This window comes from Salinihabitans flavidus (assembly GCF_900110425.1).
GTDB lineage: Bacteria > Pseudomonadota > Alphaproteobacteria > Rhodobacterales > Rhodobacteraceae > Salinihabitans > Salinihabitans flavidus.
On the sequence record NZ_FODS01000012.1, the window covers coordinates 29,521 to 53,565 of the forward strand.

The following is a 24,045-nucleotide window of genomic DNA, read 5'->3' on the forward strand; positions in this document are numbered from 1 at the left end:
CTGACCCCCTTACGCGAAATCGGCGGCATATTCGTCGATTGCAGCCTTCAGTTTGTCCTCGGCATCACCCTTGATCTTCGGGTCCTCGGTGGTGATCCAGTCGAGCAGATCCTTGTGCTTGCTGCGCAGGTGCTTGAGCAAGCCCTGCTCGAAACGGCCCACATCACCGACCGAAATCTTGTCGAGGTAGCCGTTGGTGCCGGCGAAGATGACACAGACGATTTCCGAGTTGGTCAGCGGCGAATACTGCGGCTGCTTCATCAGTTCGGTCAGGCGCGCGCCCCGGTTCAGCAATTGCTGCGTGGAGGCGTCGAGATCAGAGCCGAACTGCGCAAAGGCGGCCATTTCACGATACTGCGCCAGTTCCAGTTTCACCGGACCGGCGACCGACTTCATCGCGTTGGTCTGCGCCGAAGAGCCCACACGAGACACCGACAGGCCGGTGTTCACGGCCGGGCGGATACCCTGATAGAACAATTCGGTTTCAAGGAAGATCTGCCCGTCGGTGATCGAGATCACGTTGGTCGGAATGAAGGCCGACACGTCGCCGCCCTGCGTTTCGATGATCGGCAGCGCGGTGAGCGAACCCGATCCGTTGTCCTCGTTGAGCTTGGCCGACCGCTCCAGCAGGCGGGAGTGGAGATAGAACACGTCGCCCGGATAGGCTTCGCGGCCCGGCGGGCGGCGCAGCAGAAGCGACATCTGGCGATAGGCCACGGCCTGTTTGGACAGGTCATCATAAACGATGAGCGCGTGGCGGCCGTTGTCGCGGAAGAACTCGGCCATCGCGGTGGCGGTATAGGGCGCGAGATACTGCATCGGCGCGGGGTCCGACGCGGTGGCGGCCACGACGATGGAGTATTCGATCGCGCCGGTTTCCTCGAGCTTCTTGACAAGCTGCGCCACGGTGGACCGCTTCTGTCCGATGGCGACATAGACGCAATAGAGCTTCTTGCCCTCATCGTCGCCTGCGGCGTCGTTGTAGACCTTCTGGTTGAGGATGGTGTCCATCGCCACGGCGGTCTTGCCGGTCTGACGGTCGCCAATGATCAACTCGCGCTGGCCGCGGCCGATCGGGATCATCGCGTCCACCGATTTCAGGCCGGTGGCCATCGGTTCATGCACCGATTTACGCGGGATGATGCCCGGCGCCTTCACATCGGCGACAAGGCGGGTATCGGTTTCGATGGGGCCCTTGCCATCAATCGGATTGCCCAGACCGTCCACGACACGGCCCAGAAGCGCGTCGCCCGCTGGCACGTCCACGATGGAGTTGGTGCGCTTGACGACATCGCCTTCCTTGATGTCCCGGTCGGAGCCGAAGATCACCACGCCGACGTTGTCGGCCTCAAGGTTGAGCGCCATCCCCATGATGCCGCCCGGAAATTCGACCATCTCGCCAGCCTGCACACTGTCGAGGCCATGCACACGCGCAATACCGTCCCCGACGGAGAGCACGCGGCCCACTTCTGCAACTTCGGCGTCCTGCCCGAAGTTCTTGATCTGGTCCTTAAGGATCGCAGAGATTTCGGCTGCTTGGATACCCATTTATCCGACCTCTTTCATTGCATTCTGGAGGGAGTCGAGCCTGGAGCGGATCGAGGTGTCGATCATCTTCGAGCCCACTTTAACGACAAGACCGCCGATGAGAGCATCATCAACGGTCGCATTGATCTTGATATCCTTGCCGATTCGCTCCTTGAGGGTCTTGGCAAGCTTCTCGGTCTGCGTCTTGGTCAGCGCCTTGGCCGATACCACGTCTGCGGTCACTTCGCCCTTGTGCTCGGCAATCAGCGCACGCAGGCGCGTGACAAGCTGCGGCAGCACGAAGAGACGGCGTTTCTCGGCCATCAGGCCAAGAGCGTTGATCAGAACAGCATCCAGCCCCATCTTCTTGGCCACGGCGAGGATCGCGGCGCGCTGATCGTCGCGGCGGTAGATCGGCGAATGGAGCAGGTCGCGCAGATCCTCGCTCTCGCTCAGGGCGGCGCTCAGGTCATCGACGCCGGCTTCCAGTTTGTCGAGGCTCTTGTTCTCTTGGGCAATCTCGAAGATCGCCATGGCATAGCGTTCGGCTATACCAGAGGAAATCGAAGCTGGTTCGGACACGTCCACCCTTCCGATATCTGGCCCCGGTTTCAGATGCGCAGCGGCACACACCTTCCGGGGGCGTTTCATGTCAACGCTTCCGCGAAGCAGTCAAATCCGGCGTGGGTGTAGCAGAGGCTTGCGGAGCTAGCAACATTGTTCGAAATAATACGTGATTGCCCCAAGCCCCTTGTTTTCAAGGGTTTGCGCAAGGTGCGACCCTTTGGCTGTCCCGGGGGCGACATTTTCTGCGCCCCGAATGCCGCGTTCGTGCGATTCCTTCATCGCAAAGGTCCGCAGCGGACCTTTTCAGCGGGGCCTTAGGTCGGCGCCTGTTCGGGTTTGGGGGACAGAACGCCAAGCGGCCGGCGCACCGTCTCGCGCAGCCTTGGCCCGTTTGGCGCGTGGACGCGCTTGGACGCCTCGACCATCAGAACCCCGCCCGCCAGCACCGGCGAGACGATGTTTCCCAACCCTTCCCACATCGCGCCGGTCTTGCGCCAGAACCGCTTGTTCGACGGCGGCTGATACAGTGTCGTGCGGTGGCGTTCGGGGCTGAAGCCATGCGCCCGGAGCTGGGTTTCAAGCTGGCCGGTGGAATAGGGACGGCCATAGCCGAAGGGTGTCCGGTCACTGCGCGACCACAGGCCCGAGCGGTGCGGCACCACGAAGATCGCCCGCCCCCCCGGTCCGAGCGCGCGATACGCCTCCACCAGCAGGTCGCTCGGCCGTTCGCTGGTCTCCAGCCCGTGCATCACCACGAGGCGGTCGATATGGCCAGTCTCGATCGGCCAGGCGGTCTCCTCGCAAAGCACCGACACATTCGGCAGTCCCGCCGGCCATGCCATCACCCCCTGCGGCGCGGGCATCAGGCCGACCAGGCGGCGCGAATCCGCCAGATAGGGCCGCAGGAGCGGCACCGCGAAGCCGAAACCCGCGACCGTCTGCCCCGCCGTGTCGGGCCACAACAAAAGAAGCTGATCGCGCACCGCCTTCTGCGCCGCGCGGCCGAGCGCGCTGCGATAATAGAAGTTTCGCAGATCCTTTACGTCAAGATGCATGGCACCGGCCCAGTCGCTCGCCCCAACCTGTTTCAGCATAACCAATTTTTCCGACGATTGAACCATGGATCGCTTGCGTGCCAAACTATGGGGAACCGGCGCGCGGGGCGAACCGCGCGCCGCCGACCCCGCATCGCAAAGGAGCCTGCCATGCCGCTTGAAATCGTGACCCTGCCCTGCCGGACCGACAACTATGCCTTCCTGATTCACGATGCGGCCAGCGGAGAGACCGCCGTGGTCGATGTGCCCGAGGCCGCCCCGATCAGCGCCGCCCTGAAAGAGCGGGGCTGGACGCTCTCGCATGTGCTGCTCACCCACCACCACGGCGACCACGTCGAGGGTCTCTCCGAGCTACTGGCGGAGCATCCGGCCAAGGTGGTCGGCGCCCGGGCCGACCGCGCCCGCCTGCCACCTCTGGACGTGGAACTGTCGGAGGGCGACACCATCACCATCGGCGGCGAGACGGCGCAGGTGTTGGATGTCTCGGGGCACACGGTGGGGCATATCGCCTTCTATTTCCCCCAAACCGGCGCCGCCTTCACCGCCGACAGCCTGATGGCGCTCGGCTGCGGACGGGTGTTCGAGGGCACACCCGAGATGATGTGGGACAGCCTGTCCAAACTGGCCGCGCTGCCGCCCGAGACGGTGATCTGTTCGGGCCATGAGTACACGCTCAACAACGGGCGGTTCGCGCTGACCGTGGACCCCGAGAACCCGGCCCTGAAAGAGCGTGTCGAGAAGGTGCAGGCCGCGCGGGATGCGAACCGGCCGACCGTGCCCTCCACCCTGTCCGAGGAACTGGCCACCAACCCCTTCCTGCGGGGTCACGACTCGGCGATTCAGCGAACCATAGGGATGGAGGGCGCCGACCCGGCACAGGTCTTCGCGGAGGTGCGGCGCCGTAAAGACAACTTCTGATTGATCGCGGCGCCCGGCACACGGCCTGTTGATCCCGGTTGCGGTCAAATCTGAGCCTATTTTTCAAGAAAGTCCTTGAAGATGGGCGCAGATCGACCAAACTTTAACACACAGAGGCCATGGTTGTGTCGGGGTCTCGCCTCCCCCGCAACCCAGATCAGAAGGAGCACGAGCAGTGCCTTCATTCTCGACAACGCTAGAACAGGCAATTCACGCGGCCCTTGCGCAGGCCAATGCGCACCGCCACGAATTCGCCACCTTGGAACATCTTCTGCTCGCCCTGCTGGACGAGCCCGACGCGCTGCGCGTGATGCAGGCGTGCAGCGTGGACGTGGACGACCTGCGCGGCACGCTGATGGAATTCATCAATGACGACCTGAGCAATCTGGTCACCGACATCGAGGGCTCCGAGGCGGTGCCCACCGCCGCCTTCCAGCGCGTGATTCAGCGCGCCGCGATCCATGTGCAATCGTCGGGCCGCACCGAAGTCACCGGCGCCAATGTCCTTGTGGCGATCTTCGCCGAGCGTGAATCCAACGCCGCCTATTTCCTTCAGGAACAGGACATGACGCGTTATGACGCGGTGAATTACATCGCCCATGGCGTGGCCAAAGATCCCGCCTTTGGCGAAAGCCGCCCCATTTCCGGCGCGACCGAGGCCGAACAGGACGCGGGCGCCACCGTCGAGGGCGAGAAAAAGGAAAGCGCGCTGGCCAAGTACTGCGTGGATCTGAACGCCAAGTCGCGGGCCGGCGATGTCGACCCGCTTATCGGCCGCGAGTCCGAGGTGGAACGCTGCATTCAGGTGCTGTGCCGCCGCCGCAAGAACAACCCGCTTCTGGTGGGCGATCCCGGCGTGGGCAAGACCGCCATCGCCGAGGGGCTGGCCCGCAAGATCGTCAAGGGCCAGACGCCCGAGGTTCTGTCCAAGACCACGATTTTCTCGCTCGACATGGGCGCGCTTCTGGCCGGCACCCGTTATCGCGGCGATTTCGAGGAACGGCTCAAGGCCGTGATGACGGAGCTTGAGGACCATCCCGACGCGGTGCTCTTCATCGACGAGATCCACACCGTGATCGGCGCCGGCGCGACATCGGGCGGGGCGATGGACGCCTCCAACCTGCTCAAACCCGCGCTTCAGGGCGGCAAACTGCGCTGCATGGGCTCGACCACCTACAAGGAATTCCGCCAGCACTTCGAGAAGGATCGCGCGCTGTCCCGCCGGTTCCAGAAAATCGACGTGACCGAACCCACGGTGGCCGACACCATCAAGATCCTGAAGGGTCTCAAGGAGTATTTCGAACAGCACCACAGCGTGAAATACACCGCCGACGCGATCAAGACGGCGGTGGAGCTGTCCTCGCGCTACATCAATGACCGCAAGCTGCCCGACAAGGCAATCGATGTTATCGACGAGGCCGGGGCCGCGCAGCATCTTGTCGCCGCCTCCAAGCGGCGCAAGTCCATCGGCACCAAGGAGATCGAGGCCGTGGTCGCCAAGATGGCGCGGATTCCGCCCAAGAACGTCAGCAAGGACGACGCCGAGGTGCTCAAGGATCTGGAAAAGACGCTCAAGCGCGTCGTCTTCGGTCAGGACACGGCGATCGAGGCGCTGTCGAGCGCGATCAAGCTGTCACGCGCCGGACTGCGCGAGCCGGAGAAACCCATCGGCAACTACCTCTTCGCCGGGCCGACCGGCGTCGGCAAGACGGAGGTGGCCAAGCAGCTCGCCGATTCGCTCGGGGTGGAGCTTCTGCGCTTCGACATGTCCGAATACATGGAGAAACACGCCGTCTCCCGCCTGATCGGCGCGCCGCCGGGCTATGTCGGATTCGATCAGGGTGGCCTGCTGACCGACGGCGTCGATCAGCACCCGCATTGCGTGCTTCTGCTCGACGAGATCGAAAAGGCGCACCCCGATGTCTTCAACATCCTGTTGCAGGTGATGGATCACGGCATGCTGACCGACCACAACGGCCGGCAGGTGGATTTCCGGAATGTCATCCTGATCATGACCTCCAACGCCGGGGCGACGGAACTGGCCAAGGCCGCCATCGGCTTTGGGCGCGACCGCCGCGAGGGCGAGGATACCGCCGCCATCGAACGCACCTTCACGCCGGAATTCCGCAACCGGCTCGATGCTGTGATCTCCTTCGCGCCGCTGCCGAAAGAGGTCATCATGCAGGTGGTGGAGAAGTTCGTGCTTCAGCTTGAGGCGCAGCTCATGGATCGCAATGTCACCATCGAGCTGACCAAACCCGCCGCGGAATGGCTGGCTGAACGGGGCTACGATGAAACCATGGGGGCACGCCCGCTCGGGCGGGTCATCCAGGAGAACATCAAGAAGCCGCTGGCCGAGGAACTTCTGTTCGGCAAGCTGACCAAGGGTGGCATCGTCAAGGTCACCGTCAAGGATGGCGAGCTTCAGCTCAAGCTGGAAGGCCCCGACAAGCTGCGCCTGTCGGGCAACAAGCCGCCGCTGCTGACGGCAGAGTGATGCGCGCCGCGCTGGCGCTGCTGTGCCTCCTGTCGGTCGCCGCCCCAGCGGCGGCCGACACTCCCGTGCTCGCCCTGCCGATCGACTGCGATCCGGGCGCCGATTGCCATATCCAGAACCTTGTCGATCACGACGCGGGCCCCGGCTACGCCGATTACACCTGCGGCCCGCTCAGCTATGACGGGCACAATGGCACCGACTTCGCCCTGCCCTCGCTCCGCGCGATGGAAGCCGGCGTGCGCGTTCTGGCTGCCGCGCCGGGCACGGTCACAGCGCTGCGCGACGGTATGGCCGACACTGGCTATTCCCCCGAAACCGCGCCGCAGATCGAAGGGCGCGATTGCGGCAATGGCGTGGTGATCGCGCATGAGGACGGATGGGAAACCCAGTACTGTCACATGAAACGCGAGAGCCTGACCGTGCGCCGCGGCGCGCAGGTGGAGGCCGGTGATACACTGGGGGAGGTCGGGCTTTCGGGCCGAACGGAATTTCCCCACTTGCACCTGAGCCTGCGCCGCGACGGAGAGGTTGTTGACCCGTTCACCGCCGCGACGCCCACCCAATGCGGCACGACCACGGACAGCAGCCTATGGCAGGAGCCGATTGAGTATGTCCCCGGCGGACTGATCCGCGCAGGCTTCGCCACGGCGGTCCCGGAGTATGAGGATGTCAAATCCGGCGCTGCGGGAACGGAAAAGATCCGCGCCGATGCCCCCGCGCTGGTTCTCTTCGGCTTCGGCTTCGGCAGCCGCGCGGGCGATGAGATGACGCTCGTCATCGACGGGCCGCGCGAGCGGATCTTCGATCACGGCCTGACACTCGACAAGACGCAGGCGCAGTATTTCCGCGCCGCCGGCACCCGTCTGCATCAAACCCTGCCTTCGGGCACGTATACCGGAACCGTCACCCTCAAACGCGAGGGCACGGTGCTGGACCGGGCAGAGGCGAAGTTCACACTCCCATAGAACGGCGTTCTGTCATCCCGATGCGGCGATATCACAGAATTGGCCTCACGTGCTGCATGCTCGGCACAGCGAGTGATGACGCTATCAATACTGCCGAAGATATGCGATAAAATAAGATGTTAGGGTAAACGGGTATCGGTGCGACCACGAGGGGGAGCAAACGCCGAGGGTCCTTGGCAATGACCTCTCGCTTCACAGGACAGGAGTCGCATGCGATGCGCGGTTTGGGCCAGCCAGTGGCCGAGTTGACAGTAAATTCTATTCAGGAGGGGAAAGACCCAAAATGGCACTTGAAAGTCTGATTGTAATATTGGTTGTCGGGGCAGTGGCCGGCTGGCTCGCTGGTCTGATCGTGAAAGGCTTCGGCTTTGGCCTTCTTGGCAACATCGTGGTCGGGATCGTGGGCGCGTTCCTTGCCGGGTTCATTCTGCCGCAACTGGGCCTGAGCATCGGCTCCGGCATCATAGGGGCGATCATCCATGCCACGATCGGCGCGGTGATACTGCTGTTCCTGATACGGCTGATCAAGCGGGCCTGATCCCGGCCCCGAACGGTCATGACCGACCGAATACCTCAAATGCAACGCCCGCTGTGTTCACACGGCGGGCGTAGTCACATTTATCGGAAACGTCACCGACGCGATACCGACGTGATACCGACATAATACCGAAACAGGTTTTCGCATCGAAATCAGAGGGTTAACCTTTGATTCGCACGATCCTCCACCGCTCTGCGCGCGCCGCGTCAAGCCTTGGGTAACCCGGCCCGCGCCGCGCGCCTAGCGTTCGGTCAGCTTCAACTCGATCCGCCGGTTGCGGGCCCGCGCCTCGGGTGTGTCGGCGGGATCGACCGGCTGATATTCCCCGAACCCGTTGGCCGACAGCCGGCCGGGCGGAATACCCAGTTCATCCACCATCAGACGCACGACCGACAGCGCCCGCGCCTGACTCAATTCCCAGTTATCCTCGAACCGGGCGCTTTCCAGCAGCGGCACATCGTCGGTATGCCCGTCCACCCGGATGATCCAGTCGATCTCCGAGGGAATTTCATCGATGACGGCCCGCAGGATGCGCGCCACCTTCGCGATCTCGGCACGTCCCGCATCGGACAATTCCGCCTGCCCCGGCGGGAAAAGCACTTCGGACGAGAAGACAAAGCGGTCGCCGACGATGCGCACGCCTTCCTGATCGCCCAGAATCTCGCGCATTCTTCCAAAGAATTCAGAGCGATAGCGTTCCAACCGTTCGGCCTCCGAAGCCAGGCGCCGCGCCTCTTCCTCAAGCCTGCGACGCTCGGCTTCCTCAAGCTCGCGGCGCTTGCGTTCCTCCGCGGCGGCACGGGCCAGCGCCGCGTTGAGGTCGGCCCCCATGCTTTCCAGCCGGACCTGCGCCGCTTCGTCCCGCGCGCGGCTGTCATCCAGAATGGCCTGCAACTGCGAAAGCTGGCGGCGCAACGCGGCCACCTGCTGATTGAGTGCGGCGACCCGGCGCTGCGCATCCGCCGATTGCGCCTTCTGGCTCTCAAGCGCCGCATTGGCCGTGGACAGAAGCGCCTCGCGCTGCTCCGCCTCGGTCATCGCCTCCTCGGCCTGGCGCTCGGCGGCGCGTTTTTCGGCCAACGCCTCGGCCAGCTGGCGCTCGATTTCCTCGCGGTCGCTCAACTGCTCCTGCGCGGCAAGGCGTGCGGCCAGCGCGGCGGCCAGTTCATCCTCCAGCGCGGCCTTGTCCTGCGCAAGGGTTTCCGCTTCGGATTCGGCCGCCTCCGCCCGGCGCTCTGCGGCAAGTCGGGCCGCCAGCGCCTGCTGCAATTCTTCATTCAGATCGGCGCGTTCGCTCGACAGTTCGGCGCTTTCGCTCTCCGCCGCCTCGGCCCGGCGCCGCGCGGCCAGACGCTCGGCCAGCGCCTGACGCAACTCTTCCTCAAGGTCGGCGCGCTCGCTCTCAAGCGCCGCGCTCTCGTTCTCGGCCTGTAGTTTCTCGGCCAAGGCCGCATCCAGCCGGGCGCGAAGCTCGGCCTCACTCTCCTGCGTCTGCTCAAGCGCGGATTGCGTCTCCTGCGACTGCGTGCGCTCCGTTTCAAGCGCCAGAAGCGTTTCGGCAAGCTCGGTGGCGGTGCGTTGCCGTTCGGCCTCGCTCTGCTCCAGATCGAGAAGCACCGCGGCAAGCTCCTCCTCGGTGCGCTCGCGGGCCTCGCGGCTGTCCTCCAGCGCGGCAAGCGCCGCGTTCAGATCGGTTTCAAGCTCTTCGCTGTCGGTGAGCGCGGCGGCAAGACGGCGGCTCAGATCGTCGCGCGCCTCCTGCGCGGCGGCCAGCATGGTCAGCGTTTCCTCGGCCTTGCGGCGCTGCTCTTCAAGCGCGAGGGTCATCGCCGTCAGCTCCGCATCGGCGTTCTGCAACCGCTCCCGCAACGCCTCCGCGGCAGCGGCTTCGGCCAGCTTGAGGGCCTCCTCCTCGCTGAGCTGCTCTTGAAGATCCTCCACCCGCGCGCTCAGGGTCTCGCGCGCCTCCCGGCCCGTCGCGATCTCCTCCCGCGCCTCGACATTGCGGGCGCGCAGGTCGGCGATCAGCGCCTCCAGCGCCTCGCGGCGGGCGGCGGCCAGCCGCGCGGCCTCCGATTGCGCGTCGATCTCGTCGCGGGCCTGCGCCAGCGCGAGGTTGAGCGCCTCCTGCTCGGACACCAACTCCTCCCGCTCGCTCTCAAGCTCGGCCACGGTGCCGCGCGCCTCATCGCGCTGCGCCATGAGCGAGGCGACCTGCTCTTCGAAGCTGGCGATCCGGGACTGTGCATCGGCGAGGGCAGCATCCTGTTGCTCGCGCTCCGCGCTGAGCGCAGAGATCAGCGCGGCTTGCTCCTCCACCTCCTGCTCGGTCTCCGACAGCGTGCTGCGCAAGCTGCCCAGTTCCTCGCGCAAATCAGAGGTTCTCTGGCGTTCAAGGCCAAGCGCCGAGGACAGAGCCAACACTTCGGCGGACAGCGCATCAAGTTCGCTTTCCTGCCCCGAAACGGTTTCGCTCAGCACGAACTGCACCAGCATGAAGATGGTCAGCACGAACATCAGCACAAGCAAAAGCCCGGTCATCGCATCCACGAATCCCGGCCAGATCGAGGCCTGAAACCGTTGGCCAGTGCGCCGCGACAGGGCCATGACCTAGCCCCCCGTGCCTTCGGGGCCGCCCGTTTCCTTGCGCCGCACCCGCCCCAGAGGGCGCACCGGCTTGACCTGCGGCTCCTCCTTTGCGCCCGCGCGGATCGCGCGGATCAGCGAGGAAATCTCGGTGCGCAACTCGGCCATGCTTTCCTGCCGTCCGGCGGAAATCTCTTCGACGATCCGAAGCATCTGCACGTCGATGGACCGCAGGCGCATCCGGCTTTCGGCATCCATCCCGTCCTCGCGGGGTTGTTCCTCCAGCGCCTGAATAAGCCGTTCCTGACCATCGGCCACCCGCAAGAGCGCATGGGTGGTCGGCGCCGCCATATCCATCCGGTCGGTCAGCCGTTCCAGCGAGTCCGCAAGGCTGCCGAGTTTTTCGTCCACCTGCGCGCGGCCGGACTCGGACTGCGCGAACATCGTCTGAAGCGCCTCCATCTGCGCGCCCATATGGTCGAGCACCCCGGCCATGGCCTGGGCTTCTCCGCCCATTTCCCCGTCGCCAGAGGCGAAACTCACCCGCGTGATCGTGCTGAGCCATTCCTCAAGCTCACGGTAGAACCGGTTCTGACCGTGGCCCGCGAAAAGCTCCAGCAGCCCCACGACAAGCGAACCGGCAAGACCCAGAAGCGATGAGGCAAAGGCCACGCCCATACCGCCAAGCTGCGTTTCAAGCCCACCCATCAGGCGGTTAAACACATCCACCGCGCCCTCGCCTTCGGCCGGGACAAGGTTGCGGATCGTGTCCACCACCGCCGGCACCGTGGTCGCCAGACCGTAGAAGGTGCCAAGCAGGCCAAGAAAGATGAGCAGATTGACAATATAGCGCGTGATCTCGCGCGCCTCGTCGATGCGTGTGGCCACGGAATCAAGCAGCGACCGCGCCGCGGTGGAACTGATCTGCCCGCGCGCCCGGCGCGAGCGCAACTGAGAGGCCAGCGGCGCCAGAAGCTGCGGCGGCTTGACCATGTCCATGCCCGGCCGCTGCGCCGCGAACCCCTCGAGCCAGCGCACCGAGGAGATGAGCGAGAACACCTGCCAGAAACAGGCCAGCACACCGACGAAGAACACAAACAGGATGAACCCGTTAAGATACGGGTTGGCCTCGAACACCGGAAAGACGCGAGGCAGCGCGAAATAGACAAGCACCCCCGTCAGCCCCAGCACGATCAGCATCATGACGATCTGTCGGATGGGATGCGAGAAATGCGGCTCGGCCTCGCGGTCTGGCTGATCCATCTGGACAGCTCCTGACTCTTTGTTTTTCTGCGCACACACTACTGACAAGCTCCATCTGTGCCAAGGTTTTATCGGGAAACACCCATGTCCGGCGCCGGGGCCGCCGTCAATGCGCGCACCCGCTCCGACAGCCAGTCAAGATCGGCATCCTCGATCCCCCATTCGCGCAGATGGCTGGCGGTATTGTGCAGATACTCGGTATTCGGACCCCGTCCGCCCACGGCGCCGGCGATGATATGCGCCTGCCGTTCGAGATCGAGCGCGCCGCAATATTGCACATGGTGCGGGTCGATCACGAAGGTCACGGCCTCCACCCGGCGCCCGTCGGCAAGATCGACCGGCAGCGCGGTTTCAAGGTAGGCCGAGGAGACCAGCTCGCGCGCGCGCAGATACTCCAGCGTCTCTGCCTCATAGCCCTCGCGCACGGACAGCGCGAGCCCCTGGCAATGCGCCCCCTCCGACGCGTCCAGCGCCAGCACGAGCCCCGGTGTCTCCACCGTGCCGCGATGGTGGATTGAGCTCATGCAGAAGCTGCGATGCCAGCCGTCCAGCTGCGCGATCACACGTTCTTCGTATTCGAAACCGGGATACCACAGCAAAGAGCCATAGCCGAAAACCCACATGGTCATAGTCGCACGCCTCTCTGGTGCTTGTCGAACGGCGCCGTTAAACACCAAAGTGCGGCGACGTGAAAGGGGCCGGAGCATGATGAAGAAACTCGCCATCGCGATCATCGCCCTGGGGCTGGCGTGGTCGGTCTTCTGGGCGGTGCAGGCCCATGATCTGCGCCGCGACACCGTCGCCTGGTTCGAGGATCGGCGCGCCGAGGGCTGGCATGCCGAATATGACGATCTCACCCTGCGCGGCTTTCCCAACCGGCTCGATCTGTCTTTCTCCGACCTGTCGCTGGCCGATACCGGCTCCGGGCTGGCGTGGGAGATGCCCTTCTTTCAACTTCTGCGGCTGAGCTACCGGCCCGATCACCTGATTGCGGTCTGGCCGGACGAGCAGGTGATCGCCAGCCCCGGCGACAAGCACATGTTGCGCAGCGAAGACATGCGTGCCTCCCTCGTTCTGGGGGACGGGGCGCACGACCCGCTCGAACGCACCAATCTTGTGATCACCGAGGCCGCCCTGAGTGACGATGCGGGCCGCACCATGCGCGCGGACAATGTGAATCTCGCTATCCGGCACGAGACCGGCCAAAGCTATCGCCTCGCCGTCACCACCGAAGGGTTCGCCCCCGCCGCGCTGCCCGCCACCGGGCTGCCGAACCGGTTCACGACGCTGCGCGCCGATCTCACCGCCACCTTCGACCGCCCATGGGATGCCCGCGCCCTGACCGTTGCCCGGCCGCAGCCTACCCGGATCAACCTGCGGCTGGCCGAGGTGAAATGGGGCGATCTGGAACTCCACGCCGCCGGGGAACTTGAGATCGACAGCGCGGGCACGCCATCGGGCAGGATTACGGTCAGGGCGCGCAACTGGCGCGAGATTGTGGCGCTGGCGCGGACCTCGGGCAGGCTGCCCGAAACTGTGCTGGACACGGTGGAACAGGGACTTGACCTGTTGTCCGGCCTCTCGGGCAATGGCCGGATGCTCGACATTCCGCTGACGTTCCGGGGCGGGCAGATCCGCATCGGCCCGGTGCCGATCGCAAAGGCCCCGACGCTCAGGCTGCGCTGACGCCCCCGCCCCTTCATCTTTGTGAAAAATACTCCGGGGTCCGGGGCAGAGCCCCGGGGCCCGCGCCTAGCGGCAATAGGCCCCGCTGCGATACCGCGCGGTATCGAAATGGAAATGATCGCGATGATGGCGATCGGAATTGGGGCCAAGCACCGTGCCGAACGGCCCGCAGGCGGCGCGATGCACCTTTTGCAATATCCTGCCCTTGCGCCCCCGCCCCCAGTCGTCAAGGACCGAAATCTCCGTCCCGTCACGCAACTGGATGCCGGAGATGTCGATGGCACGTCCCTTGCCATGCTCGGAAATCCGCGCGCCCTTCTTGTGATTGCGCGTGCGGCAGGAATAATCCGCCGCCACCCGAAGACCGGCAACACCGCCGCCCCGCCGTCCCACGGCGGGATCGAGCCCGGCCTCGATCCAATGCTTGAGCGTTTTGGCTGTGCGGCAGTCCATCAGCGCGGGCCGGCTCAGCAGCACGCCGGAGACGGAATGAACCTTCACGCCGTCGTCAATACCGCAGCCGCGCACCTTCGCCGTGACCGGGCCCACCTTGGCGCCCCGGATGTCACCATCCCCGCAAAGCGCGGCGCTGCGCGGGGTGCTCGGCGTGGGCCGTGGCGCCGTGGCCTGCCCGCGGGTCGAGACCTGCCGGATCATCTCGCCGCCACCGCCCGCCATTGATGCGCCGGCCCCCCGTGACGGCACCACCGCAGTCACGGACGCCGTGCGCTGTGCAAAGGGACGCGCCACCGGGCGCAACGACGCCTCGGGCGCGAAACCGGGCATGGCAACGGGAAACACATCCTCCCTCGCAAGTGGGCGCAATGACCTGTCGGGCGGCTGCGCGAGAGCCGCGCCCGCCAGACCTATCAGGACCAAACCTGCCGCAAATCTCAAGATTTCTTCACTCCCCGTCCAAAATCGGGCGCGTCCGTATCCTGTCCTGCCTCAATGATACCACGCCTGATCGCGCGTGTCCGGGTGAAATAGTCGAAAAGTTGCTCTCCGTCCCCGGTCCGTATCGCGCGCTGCAAGGCGAAAAGCTCCTCGGTGAACCGGCCGAGGATTTCCAGCGTCGCGTCCTTGTTGGTCAGGAACACATCGCGCCACATGGTTGGATCGCTGGCGGCGATCCGGGTGAAATCGCGAAACCCCGCGGCGGAATACTTGATCACTTCGCTGTCGGTGACGCGGCGCAGATCGTCGGCCACCCCGACCATCGTGTAGGCGATCAGATGCGGCGCGTGGGATGTCACCGCCAGCACCAGATCGTGGTGGTCGGGGTCCATTTCCTCGGCATGCGCGCCCATCCCCTCCCAGAACGCGCGCAACCGCGCCACCGCTTCCGGATCGCTGCCATGAACCGGCACCAGAAGACACCAGCGGTTTTCGAACAGTTCCGCGAACCCGCTTTCCGGCCCCGAATGTTCCGTCCCGGCAAGCGGATGCGCGGGGATGAAATGCACCCCTTCGGGCACATGCGGCGCGACCTGCTCGATCACGTTGCGCTTGACCGATCCCACGTCGGTCAGCGTGGCGCCGGGCCTGAGCATCGGCGCGATCTCCTCGGCGACACCGCCCATCACGCCCACCGGCACGCAAAGCACCACCAGATCGGCCCCCTCGGCGGCCTCTGCCGCGCTTTCGCATACCCGGTCGCACAGGCCAATCCGACGCGCGGTGTCGCGTGTGGCGCGGCTTCGGGCATATCCCGTGACCTCACCGGCAAGCCCCGCGCGCTTGATCGCCCAGAACATCGATGACGCGATCAGCCCCAGCCCGATAAGCGCCACGCGGTCATAGACCTGGCTCATCGCGCGCCTCCCTTGAACTGGCCCACCGCATGCGCCACGCGCCGACAGCCCGACTCGTCGCCCACGGTGATCCGCAAACAATTGGGAAGATTGTAGCCCGCCACCTTCCGCGCGATCAGCCCCTGCGACTTGAGATAGCGGTCGCAGGCGTCCGCCTCGTCCCGGTCGGCGAAGCGCGCCAGCACGAAATTCGCCATCGAAATATCGCAGGGCACCCCGTGACCGGCCAGCGCCTCGGACAGCCAGATCCGGTGCCGCGCGTTGTCGATGCGGCATTTCTCGGCATAGGCCACATCGCGCACCGCGGCCTCCGCGGCGGCAAGCGACGGCCCGGCGACATTGAACGGGCCGCGCACGCGGTTGAGCACATCCATGATCTCCTTGGGGCCATACCCCCAGCCGACGCGCAGCCCGCCAAGCCCGTAGAGCTTCGAAAACGTGCGAGTCATCACCACATTGTCGCGGGCCTCGACCAGCGCGGCGCCACCGTCATACTCCTCGACATATTCGGCATAGGCCCCGTCCAGCACGAGGATCGCCTGCTCGGATATCCCGGCGGCCAGCCGGGCCACTTCGTTGCCGCCGATCATCGTGCCCGTGGGATTGTTCGGGTTGGCCACGAAGACAAGTTTCGTGCGCTTGGTGCAGGCGGCCAGAATGGCGTCCACATCCGTCACGCGCTGCTGCTCGGGCGCCTCCACCGGCGTCGCCCCGGCGGCGAGCGCGCTGAGGCGATACATGGCGAACCCGTGCTCGGTGTGGATCACCTCGTCGCCCGGCCCGGCATAGGCCTGACAGAGAAAGGCGATGATCTCGTCCGATCCGGCCCCGACCACGATCCGCTCCGCATCCAGGCCGTGTACGTCGGCGATCGCCTTGCGCAACCCGGCATGATCGGACGACGGATAGCGATGCAGATCATACCCGGCGCGGCGATACGCCTCCAGCGCGGCCTCGCTCGGGCCATAGGGGTTCTCGTTGGACGACAGCTTCACGACATCGGACACACCCTCCACATGGGTCTGGCCGCCCTCGTAAAGGTCAATGTCCATGATTCCGGGCTGCGGGGTTATCTTGCTCACGTCATATCTCCCATTCGGTGGCCGGCCGATCCGCCCCTGCCCTAGCCTTCCGCCCTGTCAAAGGCCAGTGCAAACGAAAAAGGCCGCGGCGGTCTCCCGTCGCGGCCTTCGAACTGTTGCAGCGAAGACTTAGTTCTTCGCGTAGAATTCCACGACGAGGTTCGGTTCCATCATCACCGGATAGGGCACATCGCCGAGCGACGGCGTGCGCACGAAGGTGGCGGACATCTTGGAATGATCGGCGTCGATGTAATCGGGCACGTCACGCTCGGGAAGCTGTGCGGCCTCAATCACGACGGCAAGCTGCTTGGACTTCTCGCGCACTTCGATCACATCGCCTTCCTTCACACGATAGGAGGGGATGTTGACGCGCTTGCCGTTCACCATCACATGGCCGTGGTTCACGAACTGGCGTGCGGCAAAGACAGTCGGCACGAACTTCGCGCGATAGACCACGGCGTCCAGACGACGCTCCAGCAGGCCGATCAGATGTTCACCCGTGTCGCCCTTCACCCGCTCCGCCTCGGCATAAATACGGCGGAACTGCTTTTCGGTGAGATCGCCGTAGTAGCCCTTCAGTTTCTGCTTCGCACGAAGCTGAATACCGAAATCGGAAAGCTTGCCCTTGCGGCGCTGGCCGTGCTGGCCGGGGCCGTATTCGCGGCGGTTGACCGGGGACTTCGGGCGGCCCCAGATATTCTCGCCCATGCGGCGGTCGAGTTTGTGCTTGGCAGACGTGCGTTTGGTCACGGCTGGTCTCCTTCCTTATGCGGGGCCCGAAGGCCACTATGAAGGGCGTTGTCCTTTCCCCGAAGGGCGACAGGCATCCCCTCGCGGGGGCCGCCAACACCAATGAAGCCGCGCTTATACCGGGGTACGTGGCAGAGTCAACGCCCTATTGCGGGGCGCCCCATCGGCCATCGGGCGCCAACGGCTTTGACCGGCCACGCGGCAGGTCAAAGCGCATACCGCGTGCGCGGACCGCGCACTCCGCCGGGTCACGCCGCCTCATGCTGAAGGATCGCCGCCTCCGAGGTGCTCAGATTGCGCCGGGCAAATCCGCCATACCGGCCCGGATCTTCCACAAGATCCGGCAGCAGCGTCAGAAGGCGGCCCCGGTCCTCGTCACGCAGCGTGCTGAGCGCCGTGCTGGCCGGGTGAAAGCTCTCGGTCTCCACGCCATTGGCCCAGAGAATTTCATGCCGTGGCAGAAGCAGGTGTATATAAGTCACTTCGCGCAGCGCATGATCGACCGCGATGCTGCCGCCGTTGATCATCTCGCGCGCCGACACAAGCACCTCCGGCGCGTTGAAAAGCGCCCGCGCCGCGCGTCCCTTGATCACCATTCGATGCTCCGGAGAGACGATCAGCTCCTGATCGGGGCGCGAAATTCCAAGCGCCGCGGCGCGGATGCGGATCGGGCGCAGGTGCGGCATCGCGAAAAGCCGCGCGCCGGTCATGTGCCGGCTGCCGGTCCAGATCACCTCTTCGGCGCCGTTGTCCTTGGTCTGCACCCGGTCGCCTTCGCGCAGGCTCTCCACTGGGCACGGCCCTGCCGGGGTGGCGATCATCGTGCCGGGGGTGAAACAGATCACGCCGCCCTGCGCCGGGCCGGCGGCGGCGGTATCCGGCGCCTCCAGCGTGTGATGCACCACCCACAAATCGCGCGTCTGCGGCGGCATTTCGTCCAGAAACATCAGTAGCGGATTGGCGTTCGGCACCTCTATCAGCGTCACGGTATAGCTCTGTGTCCCGTCCGTGACGACAAAGGAACTGTCCATCAGCGGGGAGTCGTCATCGGCCCGGTCATCGCCAATCTTGTCGTCGATCCGGCGGCTGTCATCCAGCGCCGCCCCGACCAGCCGGCGCACCACGCGCGCCGCCCTTTTTCTTAGGTTTGCCTCTCCAACCGCACAATCCAGCCGCAAAAGTTCCGCCGGCCCATCAACCCGCACCGCTTCGCCGTGCCAGGACCACACCACACCAACCTCAAGCGCCCGCAAGGGTGCGGCGGTCAGCCCGTCTATTTCTGTTTGCGACCAGGAGATGACAAACGTGCCACAAAAGCCCGTCCTCATTACCCGATACCTGCCTCGATCTTCTTTTTATGAAAAAATGTGTAACAGAGGCAGAGGAATGTGGGAACCCCGATTGATCAGGTTTCATCGGCAGTGTGTCAGAATTTCACATCCACCCGCACGGCACCGACGAGTTGCCCCTCGCTCTGGGCGCTGAATTCCTCGCCCAACCACGTCAGGCCATAGAACACGGTGTTCTCGCGGCCCTGCCAATGCACCCCCGCGCGCAGCCGGGAGCGCGCATCGGTGAGCGTGTAGCCCCCGCTGCCGGGAAGGTAGATGCTGTCGTGCACCTTGGCGACATCACCGCCCACAACCCATGAAAACCCCGGCACCGGGTTCTTGATCGTGCGATAGCGATGGCCGGTCACCGGATCGCGCACCAGAAGCTCGCCCTGCCCCACCGCGCCGATGGTCAGATCGGCGCCGATCCGAAGCAGCGTCTCCGTCCCGGCCTGCCCGGCCACGAAGGGCCGCAGGGTCATCGCCCCCGTCAGCGCCACGTCCCGCCCGATCTCGAAGTTGAGCGTCGGCACCACCTGATTGCCAACCTGCCCCGCCTTCACCGCCGCCGATGGCTCCACGAAGCCGAAAAAATCGTGCAACCCGCTCTGCAATTCATCAAGGCGGGTCTGCGGGCCGACCACGCTCAGATCGCCGCCAAGGCTGACTTGAAGACCGCGAGAGCGGAAATGGGTATGCATGCCGAACGACAGGCTGCCAGCATAGGGGCGGTCCGTCGCGGACGGCGTGGACAGGTTCGACGGCGCCATGATCTCGCCGAGAAAGCGGAACTCCAGCACCTCGCCCGCCGTCGTGGGCAGACTCCCATCCCAGCCCCGGCCGAAGATCCGGCTCGACGCCACCGATCCGGTGCGCCAGCGGTCCTGCCCGTCGCCGATGACATCGTTCACGACAAGCCGGCCATAGCCGATCTGCGACCACTTGCCCGTCTCGGCCGTGGCCGATACGGCAACCGCACATCCCGTGAATACTGAAAGAAGGGCTCCCCAAAGACGCCGCATGCCTCACCTCGTCAATTGCCCCCCGGATTTATCTACAATACCGCCGACTCCGCCGCCAGCCCCGCCGCGGCAAATTCGCCTTGCAACCGAAGATTGATCCCCTCACGGCAGGCCTTTTGCCTCGCGACGCACCACGGCGCGGGGTGGAAACCTCGTCCAATCGCCTTGTTTTATAGCGCTTTCATAGAAACCGGCGCGGCGTGGTCACGGCCCGCCCACCTGTTGCAGAAAAGCCAAACCTGCCGCCGCAGGACGCAGGCCGTCGCACCGGCCGGCTTCCTATTCCCATTCCATCTGTTCGAACGCCGTCTGCGCATTGCGCCCGGCCAGACTCTCGAACTGCGCCAGATAGTCGAACGCCGACTGGTCCACCTCCGGCGCCTCCATGATGCCGCCGCCCTCGTCGATCAGCGCGCCGATCTTCTCGCGCAGGTTCATGAGGTAATCATAGGTGTCGGCCGTGGCCCGCTCCAGCGTCGTGGCGGGACCGTGGCCCGGCACGACATGCGCGGGATCAAGCGCGGCCATCGCCTCGAACGCCTCCGGCCAGCCGGAGATGGAGCTTTGCCCGCCCACGCCGAGGATCCGCTCCACATAGACGATATCGCCCGTGAACACCGTGTCGCGCGCCGCCAGCCAGACAAAACTGTCGCCCGGTGTGTGCGCCGGGCCCGGATGCACGATCTCGAACCGCATCCCGCCAACGTCAAGGGTATGGCGCTCTTCAAAGGTGACATCGGCAAAGGCGGGCTCCGTCCCGTCAAGCCCCTCCTCGCCCAGGAAATTGGCCAGCGCCGCCATCTGCATCGACGCGCGCGCCTTGTGATCGGCCACCGCCGCCTCCGACGCGATCACCGTGGCGCCCTGCGCCTTCCAGTATCCGTTTCCAAGCCAGCGGTGATCCTGACCGCCGGTATTGATGACATGGGTCACGGGACGCTCCGTGATCTCCCGAATTGCCGCATCGATCATCGCCGCGCCATTCCACGACCCGCCGGGGTCCATCAGCACGACCCCCTCGGACGTGACCACCACGCCGAAGGTGGCATTGTTGCCAAGGTTTTCGGCGTCCCGCTGCACAGCCGGACCGACAAGCGCCCAGACATCCTCCGTCACCGGCTGGATCTCCAGCACCTCCGCGACGGCGGCCACCGGCAGCGCCAGCACCAACCAGAGCATTGCGATCATTCGGGTCATCATGCCCCCTCCTCCTCATGGATTTTCCGGCAAGTCCGCCGGTTCCGAACCTGATATCCTCATATTCGAATGTGATCCAGTGAAAACACCCGACGCCGCTTTTGACCTTCCGCGCCAACAGGCGTAAGGATCGCGCGATCTGTCAACGCAACCCGCCCCCGATTGTCGAGGAGATCATGTCAAACCGACCGACCGATCGGAAAGCATCGCTTCTGGGCGACGTGGGCGCGGTGTTCCGCGTTTCGGTCGCCATCGTCGCGGTTTTCGTGATCACCGCCGCCATTGCCCCCGCAAGGGTCGAGGAACTGGCGCAAATCGTCCTGCACGCGACCGCGGAAAATGTCGGCTGGATGTATCTGCTCGTCACCACGGGCTTTGTCGGGTTCATCTTCTTTCTGGGGTTTTCCAGAACCGGCGACATCCGGCTCGGCCCCCCGGATGAGCCGCCGGAGTTCTCCTACGCAAGCTGGCTGGCGATGATCTTTTCCGGCGGCATGGGGGTCGGTCTGGTGTTCTGGGGCGTGGCCGAACCGATCATGCATTTCAATGAGCCGCCCCTCGACTCGGGGCTGCCGCGCACAGCGCAGGCCGCGCAAACCGGGATGCGCTATGCCTTCTTTCACTGGGGTCTGCACCAATGGGCAAACTTCGCGCTGGTCGGCCTTGCCATCGCCTATGTGCGTTTCCGCCATCAGAGTTTCGGCCTGATCAGCGAGACGTTTCGCCCCCTGCTCGGTGATCGCGTCGATACCGGCTGGGGCAAGGCCATAGACATCCTGACCGTGGTCTCGACCGTGTTCGGCGTGGCCACCACGCTCGGGCTCGGCGCGCTTCAGATCAACAGCGGTCTGGCCCGCCTGACCGATGTGCCCTACGGCTTTCCAGCGCAGTTCGTGATCATCGCGGTGATCGGCGGGCTGTTCATGCTCTCCGCCATGACCCCGCTCGACAAGGGGGTGCGCCTGCTGAGCAATGCCAACATGTTGCTGGCGGGCTTTCTGCTGCTCGTGGTGCTGGTGTTCGGCCCCACCTCCTTCATCTTCGGGGTGATGACGCAGACGCTTGGCGAATATCTCGGCAACCTGTTGCAAATGAGCCTTGTGACCACCCCCTATTCCAGCGGCCAGTGGGTCGAACAATGGACGATGTTCTACTGGGCCTGGGGGCTGAGCTGGGCGCCCTTCGTCGGCAGTTTCATCGCCCGTATTTCGCGCGGACGCACGATCCGCGAATTCGTCACCGGCGTGATGGTGGTGCCCGTCGCGCTCAGCATGCTGTGGTTTGCCACCTTCGGCGGCGCCGCGATCCACTTCGAGATTTTCGGCAACGCCGGAATCGCCGACGCCGTGGCCGAAGAGGTGCCCGCCGGGCTCTACGTGATGCTCGACCAGCTTCCGTTCGGCACGCTTCTGACGGTCGTGGCGATCGTGCTTGTCTGCATGTTCCTGATCACCTCCGCCGATTCCGCGACTTTCGTGCTTGGCATGTTCACCTCCAAGGGGGTGCTCAACCCCACCCGCGCCGTGCGTTTGCTGTGGGGGTGCCTTCAGCTTCTGATGGTGGTGGTGCTGCTGCTGACCGGCGGTCTTGAAAGCCTGCGCACCGTGTCGATCATCGCGGCCTTTCCGTTCATGCTTCTGATGGTGCTCATCGCGGTGTCGCTCTACCGCGATCTGTCGCAGGAAATCGCCATGCAGACCGAGAAATCGCGCCTTCTCGACCTGCGCGTCGAACGCCTGCTCCTGCGCGATTCCGAGCGTGAGGCGGCCCGGCAGGCCGAGGAGGAGGTTCACCCGACCACGCCCGAAGACCCGCAGGGCGACAAGGAGACCGAAGCCGAAGGCGAGGACGGCGAGACAACGCCGCCCGCCGCCTGATCCACCGCGCCCGGTCGACATCTCCGGTCAGATGCATCGCACGCTAACCCGATCTTCAGACATCTTGCCGATCCGTAAAGAACGCGCTGTTAACGGTGCGATTTCGGAAATCGAGACCGACGCGATACCGACGTAATACCGACGTTTTACCGACATGGGTTTTTGAGCGTTAACAATGGGTTGGACTGATTCGCACAGGCCGGGGCAAGACCTGCCACCGTTCGCTGCTGCGCGTCCTCAGGCAACGCGGTCTCCCGGCTCCTGCCCGGCGAAGAACGCATCGAGATTGTCCAGCGCGCGAAAGCCCATCGCATCGCGCGTCGCCCGCGTCGCGCTGCCGATATGGGGCAGCATGAAGACGTTTTCATGCGCGGCAAAGGCCGGATTCCCGCCCGGCTCCACCTTGAAGCAATCCAGCCCGGCGGCCATGATATGCCCGCTTTCTATGGCGGCGATCAGCGCATCCTCATCCACCAGCGCCCCGCGGGCCGTGTTCACCACCACCGCCCCTTCCGGCAAACGCGAAAGCGTGGATTCGTTCAATAAATCAGTGGTTTCCGGCGTTGCCGGGCAATGCAGCGACAAGAAGTCCGAGACGGGAAGAAGCGTCTCAAGGCTCTCATGAAAGGTCGCGCCCTTCTCGTCACCGGGCGCAAGACGGCTGCGGTTGTGATAGTGAATCTCCATCCCGAAGCCCCGCGCCTTTTCCGCGAAGGCCCGCCCCACGCGGCCCATGCCTATGATGCCAAGCCGCGCGCCGGTGACCTGCTTGCCCACCATGAAGGACGGCGACCAGCTGTCCCATGCCCCCGTCCGCACCAGCCGGTCGCCGCGCACCGCATGACGCGCCGCGCCCAGCATCAGCAGCATGGCAATCTCCGCGGTGGCATCCGACAGAACGTCGGGCGTGTTCGTCACGACGATCCCCTTGTCCGCCAAGGCCTTGAGATCACAGTGATCTACCCCCACGGAATGGTTCGCCACGATCTTCAGACGCGGGTCCAGCCGGGCCACCACATCGGCGGTCAGATGCTCCGAATGGCACGGTATGATCGCATCGGCCCGCGCGCTCATCTCGACGATTTCCTCAGCCGTGCCGGGGGTGTCGTCGTCCTTGACGATCACCTCGTAATCGCGTTGCGCCCGCTCCAGCGTGGCGTCCGACAGGCGGCGCGGAATCCAGATCACCGGACGATCCGTCATGGGTCAGTCCCTTTTTCCCGAAGAGGTCACAAAGTCATATCCGGCCAGAAGGGCCGTGAAGATCACCACCACCCAAAGATCGACCGCCCCGATCTCCGAGGCGAGGATATAAAGAAAGACGCCCAGAATCACGAAGGCGAAGAGGGCAAGTAACCTGTTCATTTGAC

The 24,045-nt window shown here is 64.6% G+C and carries 21 protein-coding genes; 6 read left to right on the plus strand and 15 right to left on the minus strand.

Features of this window, described 5'->3' with window-relative positions; translation table 11 throughout:
- Positions 1-9: 9 nt before the first annotated feature.
- The 3 genes from atpA to BMW66_RS10910 all read right to left on the minus strand — a co-directional run bounded on the left by atpA (position 10) and on the right by BMW66_RS10910 (position 3,149).
- Positions 10-1,548 carry a F0F1 ATP synthase subunit alpha gene (gene atpA, locus BMW66_RS10900; RefSeq protein WP_093118381.1) on the minus strand — a complete coding sequence of 513 codons (1,539 nt, stop codon included), beginning with the start codon at positions 1,546-1,548 and terminating at the stop codon, positions 10-12.
- Complete coding sequence (locus BMW66_RS10905) at positions 1,549-2,109, minus strand: F0F1 ATP synthase subunit delta (RefSeq protein WP_093118506.1); 561 nt, start codon at positions 2,107-2,109, stop codon at positions 1,549-1,551.
- 299 nt (positions 2,110-2,408) lie between these two features.
- Complete coding sequence (locus BMW66_RS10910; protein ID WP_093118508.1) at positions 2,409-3,149, minus strand: class I SAM-dependent methyltransferase; 741 nt, start codon at positions 3,147-3,149, stop codon at positions 2,409-2,411.
- A 150-nt stretch (positions 3,150-3,299) separates the two neighbouring features.
- Between BMW66_RS10910 and gloB the strand changes: the two genes are divergently transcribed.
- The 4 genes from gloB to BMW66_RS10930 all read left to right on the plus strand — a co-directional run bounded on the left by gloB (position 3,300) and on the right by BMW66_RS10930 (position 8,067).
- Complete coding sequence (gloB, locus tag BMW66_RS10915; protein WP_093118383.1) at positions 3,300-4,067, plus strand: hydroxyacylglutathione hydrolase; 768 nt, start codon at positions 3,300-3,302, stop codon at positions 4,065-4,067.
- Between the two features lie 175 nt (positions 4,068-4,242).
- A complete protein-coding gene (gene clpA, locus BMW66_RS10920; protein ID WP_093118385.1) occupies positions 4,243-6,564 on the plus strand; it encodes an ATP-dependent Clp protease ATP-binding subunit ClpA in 2,322 nt (773 codons plus the stop codon).
- The gene (locus tag BMW66_RS10925) at positions 6,564-7,529 is read left to right on the plus strand and encodes a M23 family metallopeptidase (protein WP_093118387.1); all 966 of its coding nucleotides are present in this window, start codon (positions 6,564-6,566) and stop codon (positions 7,527-7,529) included. The genes clpA and BMW66_RS10925 overlap by 1 nt, the downstream gene beginning before the upstream one ends.
- Before the next feature lie 283 nt (positions 7,530-7,812).
- Positions 7,813-8,067, plus strand: coding sequence for a GlsB/YeaQ/YmgE family stress response membrane protein (locus tag BMW66_RS10930; RefSeq protein WP_093118389.1), 255 nt, complete (start codon positions 7,813-7,815; stop codon positions 8,065-8,067).
- Positions 8,068-8,307: 240 nt separating this feature from the next.
- Here BMW66_RS10930 and BMW66_RS10935 read toward each other — a convergent pair whose 3' ends face one another.
- The 3 genes from BMW66_RS10935 to BMW66_RS10945 form a co-directional block, all read right to left on the minus strand.
- Entirely contained in the window at positions 8,308-10,674 is a 2,367-nt protein-coding gene (locus tag BMW66_RS10935; protein WP_093118391.1) for a peptidoglycan -binding protein, read from the minus strand.
- Between the two features lie 3 nt (positions 10,675-10,677).
- The gene (locus tag BMW66_RS10940) at positions 10,678-11,916 is read right to left on the minus strand and encodes a biopolymer transporter ExbB (protein WP_093118393.1); all 1,239 of its coding nucleotides are present in this window, start codon (positions 11,914-11,916) and stop codon (positions 10,678-10,680) included.
- Between the two features lie 68 nt (positions 11,917-11,984).
- Positions 11,985-12,545: a gamma-glutamylcyclotransferase gene (locus tag BMW66_RS10945; protein ID WP_093118511.1), complete on the minus strand. Its 561-nt coding sequence runs from the start codon at positions 12,543-12,545 to the stop codon at positions 11,985-11,987.
- A gap of 76 nt (positions 12,546-12,621) precedes the next feature.
- Here BMW66_RS10945 and BMW66_RS10950 point away from each other — a divergent pair, with 76 nt between their 5' ends.
- Complete coding sequence (locus BMW66_RS10950) at positions 12,622-13,602, plus strand: DUF2125 domain-containing protein (protein ID WP_175483216.1); 981 nt, start codon at positions 12,622-12,624, stop codon at positions 13,600-13,602.
- Between the two features lie 66 nt (positions 13,603-13,668).
- On the opposite strand, the gene BMW66_RS10955 is transcribed toward BMW66_RS10950, so the two are convergent.
- From BMW66_RS10955 to BMW66_RS10985, 7 genes are all read right to left on the minus strand, one after another.
- Positions 13,669-14,388, minus strand: a complete 720-nt coding sequence (locus tag BMW66_RS10955; protein ID WP_245729455.1) for an extensin-like domain-containing protein — start codon at positions 14,386-14,388, stop codon at positions 13,669-13,671.
- Between the two features lie 107 nt (positions 14,389-14,495).
- The gene (locus BMW66_RS10960) at positions 14,496-15,416 is read right to left on the minus strand and encodes a prephenate/arogenate dehydrogenase family protein (RefSeq protein ID WP_093118399.1); all 921 of its coding nucleotides are present in this window, start codon (positions 15,414-15,416) and stop codon (positions 14,496-14,498) included.
- On the minus strand, positions 15,413-16,498 hold the full coding sequence (gene hisC / locus BMW66_RS10965; protein ID WP_093118401.1) for a histidinol-phosphate transaminase: 1,086 nt from the start codon (positions 16,496-16,498) through the stop codon (positions 15,413-15,415). The genes BMW66_RS10960 and hisC overlap by 4 nt, the downstream gene beginning before the upstream one ends.
- A 129-nt stretch (positions 16,499-16,627) precedes the next feature.
- Positions 16,628-17,248 (minus strand): 30S ribosomal protein S4, encoded by a 621-nt coding sequence (gene rpsD / locus BMW66_RS10970; RefSeq protein ID WP_093118403.1) that lies wholly within the window; start codon positions 17,246-17,248, stop codon positions 16,628-16,630.
- A gap of 248 nt (positions 17,249-17,496) precedes the next feature.
- The gene (locus BMW66_RS10975) at positions 17,497-18,576 is read right to left on the minus strand and encodes a Hint domain-containing protein (protein WP_093118405.1); all 1,080 of its coding nucleotides are present in this window, start codon (positions 18,574-18,576) and stop codon (positions 17,497-17,499) included.
- 98 nt (positions 18,577-18,674) lie between these two features.
- A complete protein-coding gene (locus BMW66_RS10980; protein WP_093118407.1) occupies positions 18,675-19,601 on the minus strand; it encodes a lipid A-modifier LpxR family protein in 927 nt (308 codons plus the stop codon).
- A 279-nt stretch (positions 19,602-19,880) separates the two neighbouring features.
- Complete coding sequence (locus BMW66_RS10985) at positions 19,881-20,801, minus strand: MBL fold metallo-hydrolase (protein WP_093118409.1); 921 nt, start codon at positions 20,799-20,801, stop codon at positions 19,881-19,883.
- Between the two features lie 173 nt (positions 20,802-20,974).
- Between BMW66_RS10985 and BMW66_RS10990 the strand changes: the two genes are divergently transcribed.
- Positions 20,975-22,675, plus strand: coding sequence for a BCCT family transporter (locus BMW66_RS10990; RefSeq protein ID WP_093118513.1), 1,701 nt, complete (start codon positions 20,975-20,977; stop codon positions 22,673-22,675).
- Between the two features lie 237 nt (positions 22,676-22,912).
- Here the strand turns inward: BMW66_RS10990 and BMW66_RS10995 are convergent, their stop codons facing one another.
- Together BMW66_RS10995 and BMW66_RS20325 are read right to left on the minus strand one after the other, a co-directional pair.
- Positions 22,913-23,878: a 2-hydroxyacid dehydrogenase gene (locus BMW66_RS10995; protein WP_093118411.1), complete on the minus strand. Its 966-nt coding sequence runs from the start codon at positions 23,876-23,878 to the stop codon at positions 22,913-22,915.
- A gap of 3 nt (positions 23,879-23,881) precedes the next feature.
- A complete protein-coding gene (locus BMW66_RS20325; RefSeq protein ID WP_175483217.1) occupies positions 23,882-24,040 on the minus strand; it encodes a hypothetical protein in 159 nt (52 codons plus the stop codon).
- Between the last annotated feature and the right edge of the window lie 5 nt (positions 24,041-24,045).